The sequence below is a fragment of the Flavobacterium soyae genome (assembly GCF_021245985.1).
Classification (GTDB): Bacteria; Bacteroidota; Bacteroidia; order Flavobacteriales; family Flavobacteriaceae; genus Flavobacterium; species Flavobacterium soyae.
Map to the genome: position 1 here is coordinate 162,393 of NZ_JAJQXA010000006.1, position 18,475 is coordinate 180,867.

Sequence of the window (18,475 nt, forward strand, 5' to 3'; positions counted from 1 at the left end):
ATTGAGAATAGGCTACAACCCAAATAAAGATAAAAAACAAGAACCAAATGATTTTTTTCATCAGGTTGTTATTCCTGTTTATATACCTGACAGCGAAGGTTATTTTAAAGACAGCCTGAAAATTTTGGAATATTGTCTCAAATCTTTATTTAAAACAATTCACCCAAAAACATATATTACAGTTGTTAATAACGGAAGCTGTATTGAAGCAGCAGAGTATTTAACTGATCTTCAAAAAACAGGAAAAATACACGAAATCATTAACACGACCAATATTGGGAAATTAAATGCCATCATAAAAGGTATTTCGGGACATAATTTTACTTTTATTACCATTAGCGATGCCGATGTACTTTTTTTAGAAAACTGGCAGGAAGAAACGTATAATGTTTTTGAAAAATTTCCAAAAACAGGAGCTGTCTGCCCAACACCATCTTCAAAATCTTTAAAAAATTATACATTTAATATTTGGTTCGATTTATTATTTTCAAAATCACTTCGATTTACGAAAGTCAAAAATCCAACAGCTTTAAAAGCATTTGCAGAAAGTGTGCAAAATCCAAATATGTATCAGGATATTCACCTCGAAAAGTACCTTACCGTTTCAAAAGATAATTTCAGAGCCGTTGTTGGAGCCGGGCATTTTATTACGACTTACAGAAAAGAAGTTTTTGAAAACAGCAGAATTAGATATTCGAATTTTATGCTAGGCGGAGATAGTGAAGCAAAATTACTTGATCTTCCGGTTGTAGAAAAGGGAATGTGGCGGCTTTCAACAGAAGAAAATTTTGCATTCCATTTAGGTAATATTGAAGAAAAATGGATGGAAGAAACTTTAGAAAAAATAAAACCAAATAATTTTCTTCCAGACAATCCAATTTTTTTACAAAAGATTAAATTTTCCAGAATAGGATTTATAGTTAAGCACAAGTTATTTTCAAAAATTCTTACCAGACAAAAAATATGGTATTATTGCCTGAAAATAAAAGGACTTTCTAAAAGTGAGACATTAAAATATATTCAAAAAAATGAGTAAGTCTCCTAAAGTAATTCTGCTTTCACAAGTGCCGCTGCCTTTTTCAAAAATAGGAAGCTGGACAACGCTCTATAATAATTATTTAGAGAAAGATCATAAAATAGATTACATCGTTTGTCCTAAGTCAGACAAAAAATATGACAGCGTAAAATACAGTTACACCAATTTTACGTTTTGGCATAAAATTCAGCGAAAATTTTTGAAGAAAAAAAATCTTGAATATTTTCAGGCTCTCGATAAATTTATAAATCCTGGTGAAAAATATATAATCCAGATCGTTGATAATTATGGAATGGTAAAGCCTCTCAAAAATTATCTTATATCAAAAGGAATTGATAAACAATGTTACATTCAATTCTTTTATCATGGTTATCCTCCATATGATTACAGCGATTCAATGCAGAATTTCTATGACATTATAGATGAAATCATTTTGCTTACAAACGATAGCTATATTGAGCACAAAAAAAAGATTAATGTACTGTCCAATTATATTTCTATTTTGCCAAATGGAATTGATACTAAAAAATTTAGTAAAATTTCGAGTTCAGAAAAAACCAAGTTAAAAGCCGAATTAGGTTTTAAAGATAAAAAAGTTTTCGTTTGGTGCTCGCAGGATAGGCCAAAAAAAGGACTGCATGTTATTCTGGACGTTTGGAGAAGAATTTATTCTTCGCAAAAAAATATAGTATTATTAGTCATAGGGTGTAATCCAAGAGAAACAATGGATGGAGTTATATTTTTGGGTAAAATACCAAATGACGAACTGCCAAAGTATTATCAAATTTCAGATTGCTATCTATTTCCAACATTATGCCAGGAAGGATTTGGACTCAGTCTTATTGAGGCTTTACATTGTGGAAATTATTGTATTGCATCAGCATTAGGAGGAGTTCCAGAAGTATTACAATACGGGAAATACGGAAAATTAATAGAAAATCCACATTTTATTTCAGAATGGGGACAGGCTGTAAATGATTTTTTAGAAGGGGAATTTGAAACTCCAGAAGTACCAAATGATTTGTATTCTTCAGAAAAATGGAATACCAAAATGAATGATATTATAGAAACAGCAAAAAATAGAATGCAAAACAATTCAGCGAAATAATGAGAATAAACCAGTTGACATTTACAAGGTTTTTGGCCGCAATTTCAATAGTTATATTTCACTATGGTAAAAAAAGTTTCTTATTTAATAATTTTATCGTAGATTTTATATTCAATAATGCAGATGTGTGCGTGAGCTATTTTTTTATTTTGTCCGGATTTGTAATGATGATTGCATACTCCAATAAATCAAATATATCTACAAAAGAATATTTTACAAATAGATTTGCCAGAATCTATCCTTTGTATCTTTTGGCAATATTTATAATGTTTTTGCTGCAGGTTCGTACCAATGAAATAGATCTTTCAGGGATATTTTTAAATGTTTTGATGATTCAGTCCTGGGTTCCGGGTAAAATTTTATCGGTTAATGCACCCGGATGGTCATTATCTGTAGAGTTTGTGTTTTATGCTATTTTTCCTTTTCTGTTTAATAAATGTTTCAATAGGTTTAAAATTAAACCAATTTCTTTATACATAATTTCATTCTGGATTTTAAGCCAGCTGGTTTTTCAGGTATTTTATTATTTATACGCAGAAACATCTACGACAGCAAAAGATTTTATAATGTATAATCCCATATTGCATATCAATGAGTTTTTGATAGGAAATCTGGCAGGCTTTATCTTTATTAAAAAATTGCAATTTAAAAAAGCAAACTACGATTTTTTGATTCTAACCTTTGCCGGACTTACAATTCTGGCTTTAAAATTTTCAGTAGGTAAAATTTTTCATAATGGATTACTGGCTCCGTTATTTATCTCATTAATAATTTTAATTTCATTAAATAATGGAATTATTACAAAATTATTTCAAAAGAAACTATTTGTGTTTTTAGGAGAAATTAGTTTTGGAATCTATATTTTACAGTATCCAGTTTATTCTATGTTTAGTGCCTATAGTGTAAACAAGTATTTTCATATAACAGATCCTACATTAGTTTTTTTTATCAGACTTGTTATTTTAATTATTGCTTCTTCATTAGCTTATATTTATGTTGAAAAACCAATTCAGAATAAAATAAAAACAAGAAATAAAACGGCATCTGTAATTGAAAACCCGGCTTAATAAAAATTAAAACAATGAAAACAATAGCCATAATTCCAGCGCGTGGAGGTTCAAAACGTATAGAAGGAAAAAATATTCAGTTGTTGGGAGAATTTCCTTTAATTGCTCATTCAATATTATATGCACAGAAAAACAGTGAAATTATAGATGATATTTACGTTTCGACTGATGATGCAGAAATTAAGAAAACAGCCTTGCAATTTGGAGCAAAAGTTATTGATCGTCCCGTTTCTATTTCAGGAGATTTAGAACCAACAGTTTCAGCATTAAAACATGCTTTACAAATGATAGGATCTGATGTTGAAAATGTAGTTTTATTGCAGGCAACAAACCCATTTCGACCACAAAATTTATTAAGAGAAGCTTTTGAAAAATATAAAAAGGAAGATGCAGACAGTTTATTTACTATTTCAAGAAATCATCAAAAATTTGGAAAAATTGTAAACAATAAATTCCAGCCTTTTAATTACACTTTCGGACAGAGAAGTCAGGATTTAGAACCGCTTTTTTTTGAAAATGGATTGCTCTATATCTCAAAAGCTTCTTTAATACAAAAAGATATTATTATCTCAGAAAATGCAATTCCATTTGAAGTAGATCATATTTTTGCACATGTTGACATTGATGCTCCGGAAGATTTAGAATATGCAGCCTTTATATATAATAAGATTGATGGAAAAAAATAGTATTTATTTCCCCAATCTTAATGGTTTAAGGTTTATTGCTGCTTTGATGGTAATAATTAGTCATATTGAATTAAATAAATCTCTTTTTGGATATGAAAATGGTTTTCACGAAATTAAATATTTGGGAAAACTTGGAGTATCGTTGTTTTTTGTTTTAAGTGGATTTTTAATCACCTTTTTATTATTACAGGAAAAAAATGAACACAAGAAAATTAACTTTAAGTTTTTTTATTTCCGAAGAATTTTAAGAATATGGCCGCTATATTTCATGATCGTAATACTTTCATTGTTTGTTCTGCCTCATCTGGAAATGTTTAATATTCCCAATTTAAAGTTAGAATATGCAAATAATGCAGAGTTTATCAAAATTCTGATTTTGTTTTTATTTTTCCTATCCAATGTATTAATTGTCATTAAGCTCATTCCTTTTGCTACACAAACCTGGTCTATAGGAACTGAAGAACAATTTTATCTTATCTGGCCACTATTAATTAGTAAAACAAATCATTTAAAAAGATATTTTTTAGGAATAATTCTGCTTTATAATTTAGTGTTAATATTTATGTGCAATTCTGCTTTGGATCATATTATGTACATAAAATTAATACGCGGCTATATTGAAACAATTCAATTGGATTCACTTACTTTTGGAGCGCTGGGAGCTTACTTTTTATTTTATAAAAACAAAGTAATAGATGTAATAACAAACAATTATATTTTTTGTTTGAGTATTCTTTTACTGATAATCAGTTTAATTTTTGATTTTCAAATAATTTACTTTAAAACCTCTCTAAACGCTGTTTTTTTTATAATAATTATATTGAATTTGGTTCACAATACAAATATCGCAAGGCTTTTAGAAAATAGATTCTTTTTTAAAATGGGAGAGATTTCCTATGGTTTGTACATGTATCATCAAATAGTTATTGTTTTCTTTATAAACTGTTTTATAAGATTGAATTTTTTTTCTAATTCCGTGCTTTACATTTTTACATTTGCAGGAACAATTTTAGTTTCACATTTATCATATAAGTTTTTTGAAAAACCCTTTATATTAAAAAAGGAAAAATATAAATTTTAAAAGAATGAATCCATACATAGAAATTGCAGGCCGTAAAATTGGACCAGATTTTCCACCATTAGTTATTGCCGAAATCGGAATCAATCACGAAGGCTCTTTAGAAGTAGCAAAAGAAATGGTAGATGCAGCACACAGGGCAGGAGTTGAGGTAGTGAAGCACCAGACTCATATTGTAGAAGACGAAATGTCTGGCGCAGCAAAAAAAGTAATTCCGGGAAATGCAGATGTTTCTATTTATGAAATTATGGAAAGATGCTCGCTAAATGAATCTCAAGAATTAGAATTGAAAAATTATGTCGAAAGCAAAGGCATGATTTTTATTTCAACTCCATTTTCAAGAGCAGCTGCCGAAAGATTAAAGAAATTTGATATTCCAGCCTATAAAATTGGTTCGGGAGAATGTAATAATTATCCTTTGCTAGAGCACATTGCTTCATTTGGAAAACCTGTAATTTTAAGCACAGGAATGAATACAATAGAAAGTATTCAAAAAGCGGTTGCCATTTTTGATAAATATAATATTCCGGTTGCTTTATTGCATACAACAAATTTATACCCAACACCAATTCATTTAGTTCGTTTTGGGGCAATGGCAGAACTTCACGAAGCTTTTCCAAACAAAGTATTTGGGTTAAGCGATCATACCTTAAACAATAATGCTTGTTTAGGTGCAGTCGCTCTTGGGGCAAGTATTTTAGAGAGACATTTTACAGATCATATGCAGCGTACAGGTCCGGATATTGTTTGCAGTATGGATGAAAAAGCATGTGGAGAATTGATTGTTTCAAGCGCAGAAATTGCCTTAATGCGAGGCGGAACTAAAAAACCAGCTCTAGAAGAACAAGTTACAATTGATTTTGCTTTTGCTACTGTTTGCGCTATTAAATCAATTAAAAAAGGCGAGATTTTATCTAAAGAAAATATTTGGGTTAAACGCCCGGGAACTGGTAAAATTTTAGCAGAACACTTTAATGATTTAATTGGAAAAACTGCTGCGAGAGATATTGAAAATGACGAACAATTAGATTTTACTGATTTTGAGTAATTCTTCAAAAAAAATATTATTTCTTACCGGCACCCGTGCAGATTTTGGAAAAATAAAATCCCTTATTCAAACTCTCGAAGAACAACAGGATTTTGAAGCTTTTGTTTTCGTTACTGGAATGCATCTGCAGGAAATTTATGGCTATACATTGATCGAAATAGAACGTTGCAATTTTAAAAACGTTTTTACATTCGAAAATCATACGCACGAAACTACGATGGATTTGACATTGGCAAAAACCATTGAAGGTTTGTCAAATTACTGCAAAACCATAAAACCAGATATGATTGTGGTGCACGGAGACAGAGTAGAAACACTTGCCGGCGCCATTGTAGGATCTTTAAACAATATTTTGGTAGCTCATATTGAAGGCGGTGAAGTTTCAGGAACTGTTGATGAATTAATTCGTCATAGTGTGAGTAAACTAAGCCACATACATTTTGTATCAAATAAACAGGCTGCAAAAAGGCTGCAGCAAATGGGAGAAGTAAAAGAGTCTATTTTTACAATTGGCTCGCCAGATATAGACATTATGTTTTCAAACAATCTGCCTTTTCTTGAAACAGCAAAACAATACTATCAGATTTCTTTTGATGATTACGCACTTGTAATGTTTCATCCCGTTACGACAGAATTTAATTCAATGAAAGAATATGCTGTTACTTTTGTTGACTGCCTATTGAAAGATAAGCGTAACTATATTGTTATTTTTCCAAATAATGATTTGGGAAGTCAATTTATAATCGACGAATTTAAACGACTGGAAGGAAATACTAGATTCAGAATTTTTCCATCATTGCGATTCGAATATTTTTTAACATTATTAAAAAACAGTCAATTTATAATTGGCAACAGCAGTGCCGGAATTCGCGAAGCTCCTTATTATGGAATTCCAATTATAAATATAGGAACCCGTCAGCAAAACAGAGCCATTCATGCCGATATTATCAATGTCAATTATTCAGAAAAAGACATCCTTGAAGCACTTTCTAAAATAGGTTCTCACAAAGTTCAGGTTTCAGATAATGATTTTGGGGAAGGAAATAGTAACGAATTGTTTTTGCAATCACTAAAGAAAAACGATATTTGGCAGCTGAATCACCAAAAACAATTTAGAGATATATAATATCCCTTAATAATACCATTGTAAACACTTATGTTTTTTAACTCCATAGCATTTGCTATCTTTTTACCAATCGTTTTTTTTCTGTATTGGTTTGTATTTAATAAAAACAAAAGCACCCAAAATGCTTTATTAATCATTGCCAGTTATTATTTTTATTCTTGTTGGGATTGGAGATTTCTATTTTTATTGGTTTTCTCCACATTTCTGGATTATTACACAGGAATTCAAATCGAAAAAGGAAAGTCAGAGAAAAGTCGAAAATTTTGGTTTTGGTTAAGTATTTTGGTTAATCTTGGATTTTTAGGAGTTTTTAAATATTATAATTTCTTTGCTTCTTCATTTTCAGAATTATTAAATTCAGCCGGAGTAAAAGCAAGCCCCTTTTTACTGAATGTTATTTTGCCTGTCGGGATTTCATTTTATACATTCCATGGACTTTCTTATGTTATCGATATTTATTTTAAAAGAATAAAAGCTGAATACAATTTTGTAGATTATTCCTTATTTGTGAGTTATTTTCCGCTCTTAGTTGCCGGACCAATCGAAAGAGCAACACATTTACTGCCGGAGATAAAAGTTAAGCGCGAGTTTGATTTAGAAAATGCAAAACAGGGAGTTTATCAAATTATTTGGGGTTTAGTAAAAAAGGTAATTATTGCAGATACTTGTGCACCATATGCCAATGCAGTTTTCGATAATTACACTTCAATGAATTCCTTCTCACTTATTTTAGGAGCTGTATATTTTGCCTTTCAAATTTATGGAGATTTCTCAGGATATTCAGATATTGCACTTGGCGTATCAAAATTGTTTGGTTTAGATTTATTGAGAAACTTCAATTATCCCTATTTTTCAAGAGATATAGCGGAGTTTTGGCGCCGCTGGCATATTTCACTTTCTTCCTGGTTTCGAGATTATTTATATATTCCGTTAGGAGGAAGTAAAGGCGGGCTTTGGATGAAAATCAGAAACACATTTATCATTTTTGTTGTTAGTGGTTTTTGGCATGGCGCAAATTGGACATACCTGGCCTGGGGATTCATAAATGCAGTTTATTTCCTGCCATTACTTCTTTCAAACAGTAATCGAAATAACATGGACACAATTCAGCTCAAATTTAATTTTGATTCTGTAAAAGTGTTTCTAAGCATACTTTACACCTTTGCATTAACCTGTATTGCGTGGGTATTTTTTAGAGCCAAAACAATTACAGATGCTGTTTTGTATTTAAAGCGAATTATTACCAGTAAAGATTTTAGTTTTCAGTATTTAGACAACGAACGCTACAGTTACGAACTGCTGCTTATGATTGGAATATTTGTTTTAATCGAATGGAATAACCGCAGTAAAGTAGAACCACTTTCTGGAAAATGGAGTACCTTAAAAACTGCTTTGGCAATTTTAGCCATCATGGCTTTTGGAACTTTTTCAGATTATAAAGAATTTATATATTTTCAGTTTTAATGAAGAAGTTTTTAATTTATATAGCTAAAATTAGTGTAGTAACTGTTTTAATAGCATTTCTATTAGATGGCTTGTACACCTATATTTTTAGGCATTCTAATAATAGAGGAAAAATTGAAAAGGTTTTTAATTCAAAAGCCCAGAAATACGATGTAGTTTTTTTAGGATCTTCAAGAGCAAACAATCATTTTGTGGCACAAATGTTTGAAGACAAAGGATTAAAAGCATTCAATTACGGAATGAGCGGCGGGCATTTATTTGAGGCTTCTTTGATGTTGAAATTAATGATTGAAAGAAAATATGAAATAAAAAATGTTATTCTCGAAGCCGACTTGAATTTGTCTAATGAACATCAGGCTGAAGGGATTTCTGCGAGATTCCTGCCTTATATTCACAATTCAGAAGTGATTAAAGATCATTTTTCAAATGAAGCAGATTTTAATGAACTGTATTATATTCCATTTTACAGATATATTAAATATGATGGAAAAATAGGGTTCAGGGAAACTTTTTTTATTACAATTGATAAAAAAACAAATGCTTTAGATAATTTGGGTTATTATCCTTTGGTAAAGCATAAAAATGGCAATATGAAAAATAATATTGTCAATTTAAATCCATTAAAACACAATAAATATTACGAAGAAATTAAAAACCTTTGTAAGGCACATAATATTAATTTCATTGCGGTTATGACACCAATTTGTGAAAACACCACAGGAATGAATTATTTTGAAAAAGTCAAAAAGGTTTATCCGGAAATTCATAATTATGAAAATGTGGTAATAGAAGATAAATACTTTTCTTCTTGCGGACATATGAATGATGCTGGTGCAAAAATATTTACGGCAAGAATTTTAAAAGATTTTTTCAATAAGTAAAATGGAAAAAAATAAGATTTTATTATTGTTCCCAGATGGTGTTGGAATTAGGAATTATCTTTTTTCTAATACATTCAATAATTATAAATCAGAAGATTTAATCCTGTTTCATGGTTTTGATCCTCAAACCATAACTTCAATTAAGGAAGATACTTTAATTGATAACGATATTTTGATTCCTAATTATAAGGAATCCTTAAAAGAAAAATTTTTAAGAGAATTAATCTGTATTTCAAGATTATACTATAATAATTCTAAAGTTAACAATCCAACTTTGTTAACCAATTGGAATTGGAAACAAAAAGGATTGTCTAAAAAGATATTTTATAAACTAATACAGATATCCTCTATATTTTTTAAAAAATATCCGAGTATTTTAAAACTCGAAAAAATGTATCAGAAAGCAATTCGTCAAAATCCTTTTTATTATCAGGTAAAAAATATTTTGAGCGATGCAAAAGTAAGCCATTTATTCTGTTCACATCAAAGAGCATTAACTGCTGCACCGGTTTTTGCCGCAGCGACTGATTTGGGAATTAAAACCAGCACCGTAATTTATTCATGGGATAATTTGCCAAAAGCTCGTTTAGCCCTGCGGGCAGATAATTACTTAGTTTGGTCTCTTTATATGAAAAATGAATTAAAACAATTCTATTCTGAAATTCCAGCAGAAAATATTCATATTACAGGAACTCCACAGTTTGAATTTTACGATGAACCAAAAAATATAATTGATAAAGAAATTTTTTATCAGAAATATAATTTAGATTTAAACAAAAGAATTATTTGCTTTTCTGGGGATGACACTAAAACTTCTCCAGATGATCCAAGTTATTTGAAAGATATAGCCGAGGAAATTATCAAAGCAAATTTGCAGAATGAATATCAAATTTTATTAAGAAGATGTCCAGTTGATTTTTCAGGAAGATTTGATAAGATCGTAGAGCAATATAAAGATTTAATTAAAGAAGCACCGCCGTTATGGTATTTCAGTAAATCAAAAGAATGGAATACTGTTTATCCAACTTTTGATGATGTTAAGTTATTAGTGAGTACTGCCTTTTATTCTGATATAGTTGTGAATGTTGGATCTACAATGGCTTTTGATTTTGCAATGTTTAATAAGCCCTGTATATTTATTAATTATGATCAGCCAAATAAAAATGTAAAAGATTGGTCGGTGAAAACAATTTATCAATTTCAACATTTTAGAAGTATGCCAAATAAAAAATCAGTTATTTGGTTAAATGGTAAAAATGAAATCGCTCAAAAGATTGTTATGCAGACAAGCAATAATATTGATATGATTAATTGGAAAGAAATAATACTTGGAGATTATAAAAATGCATCTAATAATATTCGGAAAATAATAAATTAGGTAGATATGCACATCTGTTTCATAACTAACGAATTTCCAAAAGAAGGTTTTCCACATGGAGGAATTGGCAGCTTTGTTAAGACATTGGCTGTTTCGTTGGTTAAAAAAGGTTTTCAAATATCCGTTGTCGGAATTAACTATACTCCAAATAATGAAACTGAAATTGTAGAAGGAATAAATGTTTATAGACTAAAAAAAAGTACAATAAAAGGATTTTCCTGGTATTTTAATTCGAAGGCACTTAATGAAAAAATAAAGCAGCTTCACAAAGAAAATCCAATACATATTATTGAATCTTCGGAACTTGGGCTTGCTTTCCTATCTAAAATAAAAGACATAAAATATATTATCCGTTTACACGGAGGCCATCATTTTTTTGCTGAAAGTGAAAACAGGAAAATCAACAAATGGAAAGGATTTCAGGAAAAAAGATCTTTTAGTAAAGCAGATGCTTTTATTGCTGTTTCTCAGTATGTAAAAAAACATACCGAACAATATTTAAGTTACAATAATAAACCAATAGCCTATATAAGTAACCCTATTGATACTGATTTTTTTAAACCAATAAGTGAAAATGAATCTGATAACAAGATCCTTTTTGCCGGAACAGTTTGTGAAAAAAAAGGAATAAGGCAATTGATTCAGGCTTTCCCATTTGTAAAAAAAGAAATTCCTAACGCTGTTTTAGAAATTTATGGACGTGACTGGTTTTTTCCTGATGGAACATCCTATATTAAGATGTTGAAAGAAAAAGAATTACCAAAAATAGAGAAAGCGGCAGAAGATGTTTGTTTTAAAGGAGCAATTTCATTTAATGGTATTCCCAATGCATATTCGGAGGCGGCGGTATGTGTATTTCCGTCGCATATGGAAACACAGGGTTTAGTTGCACCAGAAGCCATGTCTATGGAAAAAGCAGTTGTTTTTACAAAACTAGGACCAGGACCAGAAGCTGTAGAAGATTATAAAACAGGATTATTATGTGACCCTTATAATCCAAAAGATATTGCTGAAAAAATTATCTGGTTTCTTTCAAACAAAGAAAAAAAAGAAATAATAGCAAAAGCAGCAAGGAAATTTGTGGTTCAAAAATACGGACTGAATACTATTATGGATCAAAATATTGTTTTTTATAAATCGTTACTTAAATCTGAAGACTAAAAAATAAAAAAGATGAATTTATTTCAACTCATAAAATCAGATTACAGGAAATATAAAAAATATGGAGGCAGTTTCTTTGGGATTATATTTTTAACTCAGGGATTTTGGGCCATTTTTCAATATAGAATTGCTCATTTTATTTATTCAAAAATAAAATGGCAGCCATTTCGATTTTTAGGATTGTTTATAATGCTTATCAATCAAAAATTTATTGAAATTGTAACAGGGATATCAATTTCAGCATCTTCAAAAATTGGAGATTCATTTTATATTGGGCATTTTGGAGGTATTATTATTAATGCAGATGCCGTTGTAGGTAATAATTGTAATATTTCTCAGGGAGTAACAATAGGAGTGTCTGGACGCGGCGAAAAACGAGGAGTTCCTGTAATTGGTAATGAAGTGTATATTGGAGCAAATGCCGTTGTATCAGGAAATATTAATATAGGAAACGGAGTTTTAATTGGAGCTTGTTCAATGGTAAATACTTCTGTTGAAGATAATTCGGTAGTTTTGGGAGTTCCTGCAGTTGTAATATCACAAAACGGATCTAAAGGCTACATTTAATGAAGTTACTAATTCTTTCATCGGCTCCATTTATATTTAAAGATAACAAATGCTATGCTTACAGCCCTTATGTAAAAGAATTAGTAATTTGGGAAAAATATGCAGATGAAATTGCTTTTTGCTGTCCGGTATGGAAAAAGGAGAATGGATTATTGATCGATGAAATTCCATTCAAATTTAGCAGACACTATAAATTAATTGACTTTAATTTAAATACTTTCAGTAATATTATTAAAAGCGTTTTTTGTTCTATCCTAAATACGCTGATTATTTTTAAAGCAATGTATCATGCAGATCACATTCATTTGCGATGTCCGGGAAATATTGGTTTGTTAGGAAGTTTTGTTCAGGTATTTTTTCCAAATAAAATAAAATCGGCAAAATATGCAGGAAATTGGGATCCAAAAAGCAAGCAGCCCTGGACATATAAACTGCAAAAGAAAATTTTAAGCAATACATTCTTTACCAAAAACATTAAAATTCTGGTTTACGGAGATTGGGAGAACCAGTCTAAAAATGTAAAACCTTTTTTTACGGCTACCTATTCAGAATCTGAAAAAGAAACAGTTGAAAAAACTACTATTGATTCAGGGATAGAATTTATTTTTGTTGGAAGTTTAGTTGAAGGCAAAAATCCCGTTTATGCCATAAAACTAGTTCAAAAATTAATTGAAAGAGGGAAAAATGCAGTTTTGAACCTGTATGGGAATGGCGGCGAAAAAGCATCTTTAGAAAAGTACATCAAAGAAAATAAACTTGAAAATTTTGTTTTCCTGCACGGAAATCAAAATTATGAGACTTTGAAAAGCGCATACAAAAAAAGCCATTTTGTTATCTTACCATCAAAAAGTGAAGGATGGCCAAAAGCAATTGCCGAAGGAATGTTTTGGGGATGCATTCCTATTGCTACAAAAGTTTCATGCATTCCTTTTATGTTAGATTTTGGCAATCGAGGGATTTTATTAGAAATGAATATAGAAGAAGATATTTCCCGAATACTAAATATTGCAGAGCAGCAAAATAGCTTTGACATTAAAAGTAACTTGTCGGCACAGTGGTCACAAAAATATACAACGGATCTATTTGAATCAGAAATAGAAAAAATACTAAAACCTTGAAACATACAGTAAAAACCAAAATATTTAAAGCAATTTCTTTATTGCCAGATCGCTTAGGATATTTTTTATATCACTTTTTGCAGAACGTTGGAAGTAAAGTAACCCTTGAAAATAAAATTCAGTCTACAAACAATACTTTTGAAACCGTAAAAAGAATTTTATTAAAAAATGATATTACACTGAAAGATTCAAAAATTGCAGAATTAGGATCGGGGTGGGTTCCTGTTTTTCCATATCAATTAATTTTTGAAGGAAATGCAAAATGTGTTGATACATATGATATAAATGAGCATTACAACGAAAAAGAAATTTTAAAGCTCAATGAATATTTCAGTAAACAATACGATTTTGCAGTAAATGAAAAAAAGAAATATTCTTTAGCAAAAGGAGTTAACTATTTTCCTAAAACAGATATTTGCGACGGAAATCTAAAAGACATAAATTTAGTATTATCCAGATTTGTTCTGGAGCATGTTCCTCCAAATGAAATTATTAAAATTCATGACTTTCTTTATTCTAACTTAGAATCCGGGAGTCATATTTTGCATTTAATTTCTCCAAGCGACCATCGTGCTTATAGTGATTCAACACTTTCATTGCAGGATTTTTTAAAGTATAGTGAAGAAGAGTGGAATCATATTCAAACTAAATTTGATTATCACAATAGATTAAGACTTCCTCAATATTTAGAGATTTTTAAAGATAAATTTGAAATACTTTTTTTTGAACATGATAAAATAAATGTGGAATCGAAGAGCTTTAAAAAATTTAAAGAATTAAAGATTCACGAGGATTTCAAAAATTATAGTGATCAGGAATTAATGGCTGGAAGTATCAATATTTTGCTGAAGAAAAAGTAAATGAGAATCATTCAAATTATAGATTCACTCGAAGTGGGCGGTGCAGAAAAAATGGCCATTAATTATGCAAATGCTTTATCTAAAAAAATAGAGTTTTCGGGATTAATTGCGACCCGAAAACAAGGATTGCTTTTAGAACAAATTAATAATAATGTCGATTATTTATTTTTAAATAAAAAAAAGCAAATTGATTTTAAGTCTATATTCCAGCTGAGAAATTATGTAAAAAACAATAAAGTAGATTTTATTCATGCTCACAGTTCTTCCTTTTTTATTGCTGTTTTAGTGAAATTGACTTTCTTTAAAGTTAAAATAATATGGCATGATCATTATGGAATTTCGCAAGATCTAAAATCAAGAAAAAATTTAAGCTTAAAATTTGGTTCCCTTTTTTTTACTGGAATTATTTCAGTCAATTCAGCACTAAAAAATTGGGCCCAAGATTATTTATGGTGTAAAAAGGTTATTTACCTGCCAAATTTTATTGAAAGCAATGTTAATTTAAATGCTGAGATTTCCTTAAAAGGATTAGACGGAAAACGGATTGTCTGCGTAGCGAATCTTCGGCCTCAAAAAAATCACGAACTTTTGATTAATACCGCGAGTATAATTCGAAATAAATTTCCTGACTGGACTTTTCATTTAATAGGAAAAGATTTTGAAGACATACATTCTTATGAATTGAAGAGAAAAGTTGAAGATTTAAAACTAACAGAGAATGTCTTTTTTTATGGTACAATTAATAATATTCCTTCGGTTTTAAAACAGTCTGAAATTGCAGTACTGCCATCACTTTCAGAAGGGCTTCCATTGGCTTTGTTAGAGTATGGATTATATGAAATGCCTGTTGTTGCAGCAAACGTGGGAGAAATATCAAAAATAATTACTTCTGAAAAAACAGGATTAATTGTCCCGTCAAATGATTTGGAACAATTTACAAAAGCAATCCAAAAATTAATTGAAGATAGAATTTATAGAAAAGCAATAGGTTTAGAGCTAAATAAAGTAATAAAACTAAATTACAGTGAAGAATCAGTTATTGAAAAGTATATTTCGTGGTTCAATTCTTTAATTAACTTTACCATCTAAAGTTTATAATGAAAAATAATAAAATTCCATATATCTCACTCCTCATATTACATGCAATAATTGCAGTGGCAGTTTTTGTAGTACCCTTTTTGTCAAAAGTTTATGCATTATTAATTCCAATAATTGGTTTTTTTATAGTTTATCGAAAAAAAAACAGGAACAATGAGGCACTTTTAGTAGCAGCATATTTAGTTGGAGTTGAAGTTTTTTTACGAATGACAGGAGGTAATTTTAATAACGAATATGTAAAAATAACTGTTATTTTTTTCATGTTGTTAGGAATGGTATACAGCAATTTTTCATCAAATGCTTTTATTTATGCATTCTTTCTGCTGTTATTAATTCCGGGAGTTCTTATAGCGATGAACGCAGCTGATTTTGATGTGGATATTAAAAAAGCACTGGTTTTTAACTTATCAGGACCATTTTGTTTATGCATATGTGCAATATATATGTTTAATAGGAGAATTGTTTTTTCTGATCTGCAAAATATTGTATTAGCAATGGGGATTCCTATTATTACTACTACCGTTTATTTGTTTTTATATAATCCAAGTGTTAAGGATGTTGTTACGGGCACTCAATCTAATTTTGAAACCTCAGGAGGATTTGGGCCAAATCAGGTTTCTACAATTTTAGGACTTGGAATGTTTGTTTTCTTTTCGCAATTGGTTTTGTTTTCAAAATCAAAAAAGGAAATGATTATAAATGGAATTTTGCTAATTTGTATTAGTTATAGGGCAATAGTCACTTTTTCCAGAGGAGGAGTCATTGCAGGAATAGTAATGATCATTTGCTTATTAATGCTGCTGTATTATTTTTCTAATTCAATGGGTAAGAGTAAGATAGGCTTGATTTTTGTTTTAATGGGTTTTCTTGCCTTGGGGGTATGGAGTTATACATCACTTCAGACTAGAGGAATGATAGAAAAAAGATATGCGAATAAGGATGCCAAAGGAAGAGAGAAAAAAGATCGGTTAGGCGGCAGGGAGGCAATTATAGATGCAGATCTTAAATTATTTTTTGATAATCCAATTTTGGGTATTGGTGCAGGAATGGGGAAAGAATTAAGAAAAGATTCATTGGGTGAAGAAGTAGCTGCCCACAATGAAATTTCTCGTATGTTAAGTGAACATGGCTTATTTGGGATAATAGGGCTTTTAATACTATTGACAGTTCCTTTTATTCTTTACATTAATAATCGACAGCACCTCTATTTCTTGTCTTTTTTTATCTTTTGGCTGTTAACAATAAATCATGCGGCTATGAGAACAGCAGCACCTGCATTTGTTTATGCACTTACACTTCTTTCAGTTCAGATTAAATTACCAGTAAAAACAGAAAAATAGAAGTATTTGTTTTGTTTTTATAATACATTTGCATCCAGTTTAAGCCCCTAAACCTATCATAATATGCGTTCAAGTAATAAAATGCATTTTGAAATTTCAGAACGAAAAGTATTGCTTTTTGCTTTTGATGCTATTTTTGTTTTGTCTGCATTGTATTTTTTAAGTTTCTTTTTTAACTATCATTACTTTGCTTTAGAGATTCAAATTATTTACAGACCTATTATACTAGTTGGTTATTTGTACATTTTCGGAACAATTTTCGAAATGTATAATCTTCAGGTTGCAAGTAATCAGTTTCAAATACTTAAAAGTGTAGTTCTTTCGGTTTCTATAACTGTTTTGGTTTATCTTCTTACGCCTATTTTATCGCCGGGACTGCCAAAGCAGCGATTGATAATATTGATTTTTTATTTAACAATGTTATTAGTTGTATTATTATGGCGTTTCTTTTATGCATTATTTCTGGCATCTTATCGTTTTTCTCAAAACGTGGTTTTAATTTGCGATCAGGATCAGGTAGAAGAATTAGTATTAGGACTTGAAAATGTTGATCCGCATTATAAAATTATTGGATTTGTTAATTCTGATTCCCTTTCTACAACAAATTCTGATTTTCATTATGTAAAAGAAATTGATAAAAGCGAATTAGAAGATTTTGTAATCAAAAACAGCGTTTCTGAAATTGTAATTGCTTCACAAAAAACAGATGGAATCACAGCCGATTTATATCAGCAATTACTTCATTTACTGGAATCCGGAAATATTATCCGGGAATATACACAAGTTTACGAAAGTAAAACACAACGTATTCCGGTACATTATATAGCTCGGGATTTTTATCGTTTTTTCCCTTTCAGCCGCAGCAATAACAATAAATTGTATTTGTTTTTAATACGTTTCATAGAACTCTTGTTCTCTTTTACGGGTTTAATAATCTGCACGGTTTTCATTCCTTTTATTTTTATCGCAAATCTTATTGGCAACAAAGGAAGTCTTTTTTATACACAGGATCGGGTTGGGAGAAATGGCAACGTTTTTAAAATCTATAAATTCAGAACCATGATTGAAGCTTCTGAAACCAACGGTGCTGTTTTTGCCGTTTTTAATGATAAAAGAATTACTCCTTTTGGTAAATTCATGCGAAAATCAAGAATTGATGAATTGCCGCAGTTTTATAATATTTTAAAAGGGGATATGGCGGTAATTGGCCCGAGACCTGAAAGACCATTTTTTGTAGAGGAAATTGCCAGGGTAATGCCTTTTTACGAAACCCGTCATGTAATAAAACCGGGACTTACCGGCTGGGCACAGGTAAATTATTCCTATGGAGAATCGATAGATGAAAGCCTGATAAAACTGCAATACGATTTATACTACATCAAACATAGAAGTGTTTTTCTTGATTTGAGTATTACTTTTAAAACAATTACTACTGTTTTATTTTACAGAGGCCAGTAAA

The 18,475-nt window shown here is 30.2% G+C and carries 17 protein-coding genes; all 17 read left to right on the top strand.

Going from position 1 to position 18,475, the window contains the following annotated elements:
* Position 1 precedes the first annotated feature (1 nt).
* The 17 genes from LUU93_RS09885 (at position 2) to LUU93_RS09965 (ending at position 18,474) form a co-directional block, all read left to right on the top strand.
* A complete protein-coding gene (locus tag LUU93_RS09885; protein WP_232680795.1) occupies positions 2-1,036 on the top strand; it encodes a glycosyltransferase family A protein in 1,035 nt (344 codons plus the stop codon).
* Positions 1,029-2,144, top strand: a complete 1,116-nt coding sequence (locus LUU93_RS09890; protein ID WP_232680797.1) for a glycosyltransferase family 4 protein — start codon at positions 1,029-1,031, stop codon at positions 2,142-2,144. Before LUU93_RS09885 ends, LUU93_RS09890 begins: the two co-directional genes overlap by 8 nt.
* Entirely contained in the window at positions 2,144-3,211 is a 1,068-nt protein-coding gene (locus LUU93_RS09895) for an acyltransferase family protein (RefSeq protein WP_232680798.1), read from the top strand. Before LUU93_RS09890 ends, LUU93_RS09895 begins: the two co-directional genes overlap by 1 nt.
* A 14-nt stretch (positions 3,212-3,225) precedes the next feature.
* Entirely contained in the window at positions 3,226-3,897 is a 672-nt protein-coding gene (locus LUU93_RS09900) for an acylneuraminate cytidylyltransferase family protein (protein WP_232680799.1), read from the top strand.
* Positions 3,884-4,978: an acyltransferase family protein gene (locus tag LUU93_RS09905; RefSeq protein WP_232680800.1), complete on the top strand. Its 1,095-nt coding sequence runs from the start codon at positions 3,884-3,886 to the stop codon at positions 4,976-4,978. Before LUU93_RS09900 ends, LUU93_RS09905 begins: the two co-directional genes overlap by 14 nt.
* Positions 4,979-4,982: 4 nt before the next feature.
* Positions 4,983-6,023, top strand: a complete 1,041-nt coding sequence (gene neuB, locus LUU93_RS09910; protein ID WP_232680801.1) for an N-acetylneuraminate synthase — start codon at positions 4,983-4,985, stop codon at positions 6,021-6,023.
* Entirely contained in the window at positions 6,016-7,149 is a 1,134-nt protein-coding gene (neuC, locus tag LUU93_RS09915; RefSeq protein WP_232680802.1) for a UDP-N-acetylglucosamine 2-epimerase, read from the top strand. Before neuB ends, neuC begins: the two co-directional genes overlap by 8 nt.
* 30 nt (positions 7,150-7,179) lie before the next feature.
* The gene (locus LUU93_RS09920) at positions 7,180-8,613 is read left to right on the top strand and encodes an MBOAT family O-acyltransferase (RefSeq protein WP_232680803.1); all 1,434 of its coding nucleotides are present in this window, start codon (positions 7,180-7,182) and stop codon (positions 8,611-8,613) included.
* A complete protein-coding gene (locus LUU93_RS09925; RefSeq protein ID WP_232680805.1) occupies positions 8,613-9,494 on the top strand; it encodes a hypothetical protein in 882 nt (293 codons plus the stop codon). Before LUU93_RS09920 ends, LUU93_RS09925 begins: the two co-directional genes overlap by 1 nt.
* Before the next feature lies 1 nt (position 9,495).
* The gene (locus LUU93_RS09930; protein WP_232680806.1) at positions 9,496-10,872 is read left to right on the top strand and encodes a CDP-glycerol glycerophosphotransferase family protein; all 1,377 of its coding nucleotides are present in this window, start codon (positions 9,496-9,498) and stop codon (positions 10,870-10,872) included.
* Between the two features lie 6 nt (positions 10,873-10,878).
* Positions 10,879-12,033 (top strand): glycosyltransferase family 4 protein, encoded by a 1,155-nt coding sequence (locus LUU93_RS09935; RefSeq protein ID WP_232680807.1) that lies wholly within the window; start codon positions 10,879-10,881, stop codon positions 12,031-12,033.
* 12 nt (positions 12,034-12,045) lie between these two features.
* Complete coding sequence (locus tag LUU93_RS09940) at positions 12,046-12,600, top strand: serine O-acetyltransferase (RefSeq protein WP_232680808.1); 555 nt, start codon at positions 12,046-12,048, stop codon at positions 12,598-12,600.
* Positions 12,600-13,718, top strand: a complete 1,119-nt coding sequence (locus tag LUU93_RS09945) for a glycosyltransferase (protein WP_232680809.1) — start codon at positions 12,600-12,602, stop codon at positions 13,716-13,718. The genes LUU93_RS09940 and LUU93_RS09945 overlap by 1 nt, the downstream gene beginning before the upstream one ends.
* Complete coding sequence (locus tag LUU93_RS09950; protein ID WP_232680810.1) at positions 13,715-14,578, top strand: hypothetical protein; 864 nt, start codon at positions 13,715-13,717, stop codon at positions 14,576-14,578. The genes LUU93_RS09945 and LUU93_RS09950 overlap by 4 nt, the downstream gene beginning before the upstream one ends.
* Positions 14,579-15,667, top strand: coding sequence for a glycosyltransferase (locus tag LUU93_RS09955; RefSeq protein ID WP_232680811.1), 1,089 nt, complete (start codon positions 14,579-14,581; stop codon positions 15,665-15,667). It begins immediately after the preceding gene.
* A gap of 8 nt (positions 15,668-15,675) precedes the next feature.
* Positions 15,676-17,016: an O-antigen ligase family protein gene (locus LUU93_RS09960; RefSeq protein ID WP_232680812.1), complete on the top strand. Its 1,341-nt coding sequence runs from the start codon at positions 15,676-15,678 to the stop codon at positions 17,014-17,016.
* Between the two features lie 63 nt (positions 17,017-17,079).
* A complete protein-coding gene (locus LUU93_RS09965) occupies positions 17,080-18,474 on the top strand; it encodes an exopolysaccharide biosynthesis polyprenyl glycosylphosphotransferase (RefSeq protein ID WP_232680813.1) in 1,395 nt (464 codons plus the stop codon).
* Position 18,475 lies beyond the last annotated feature (1 nt).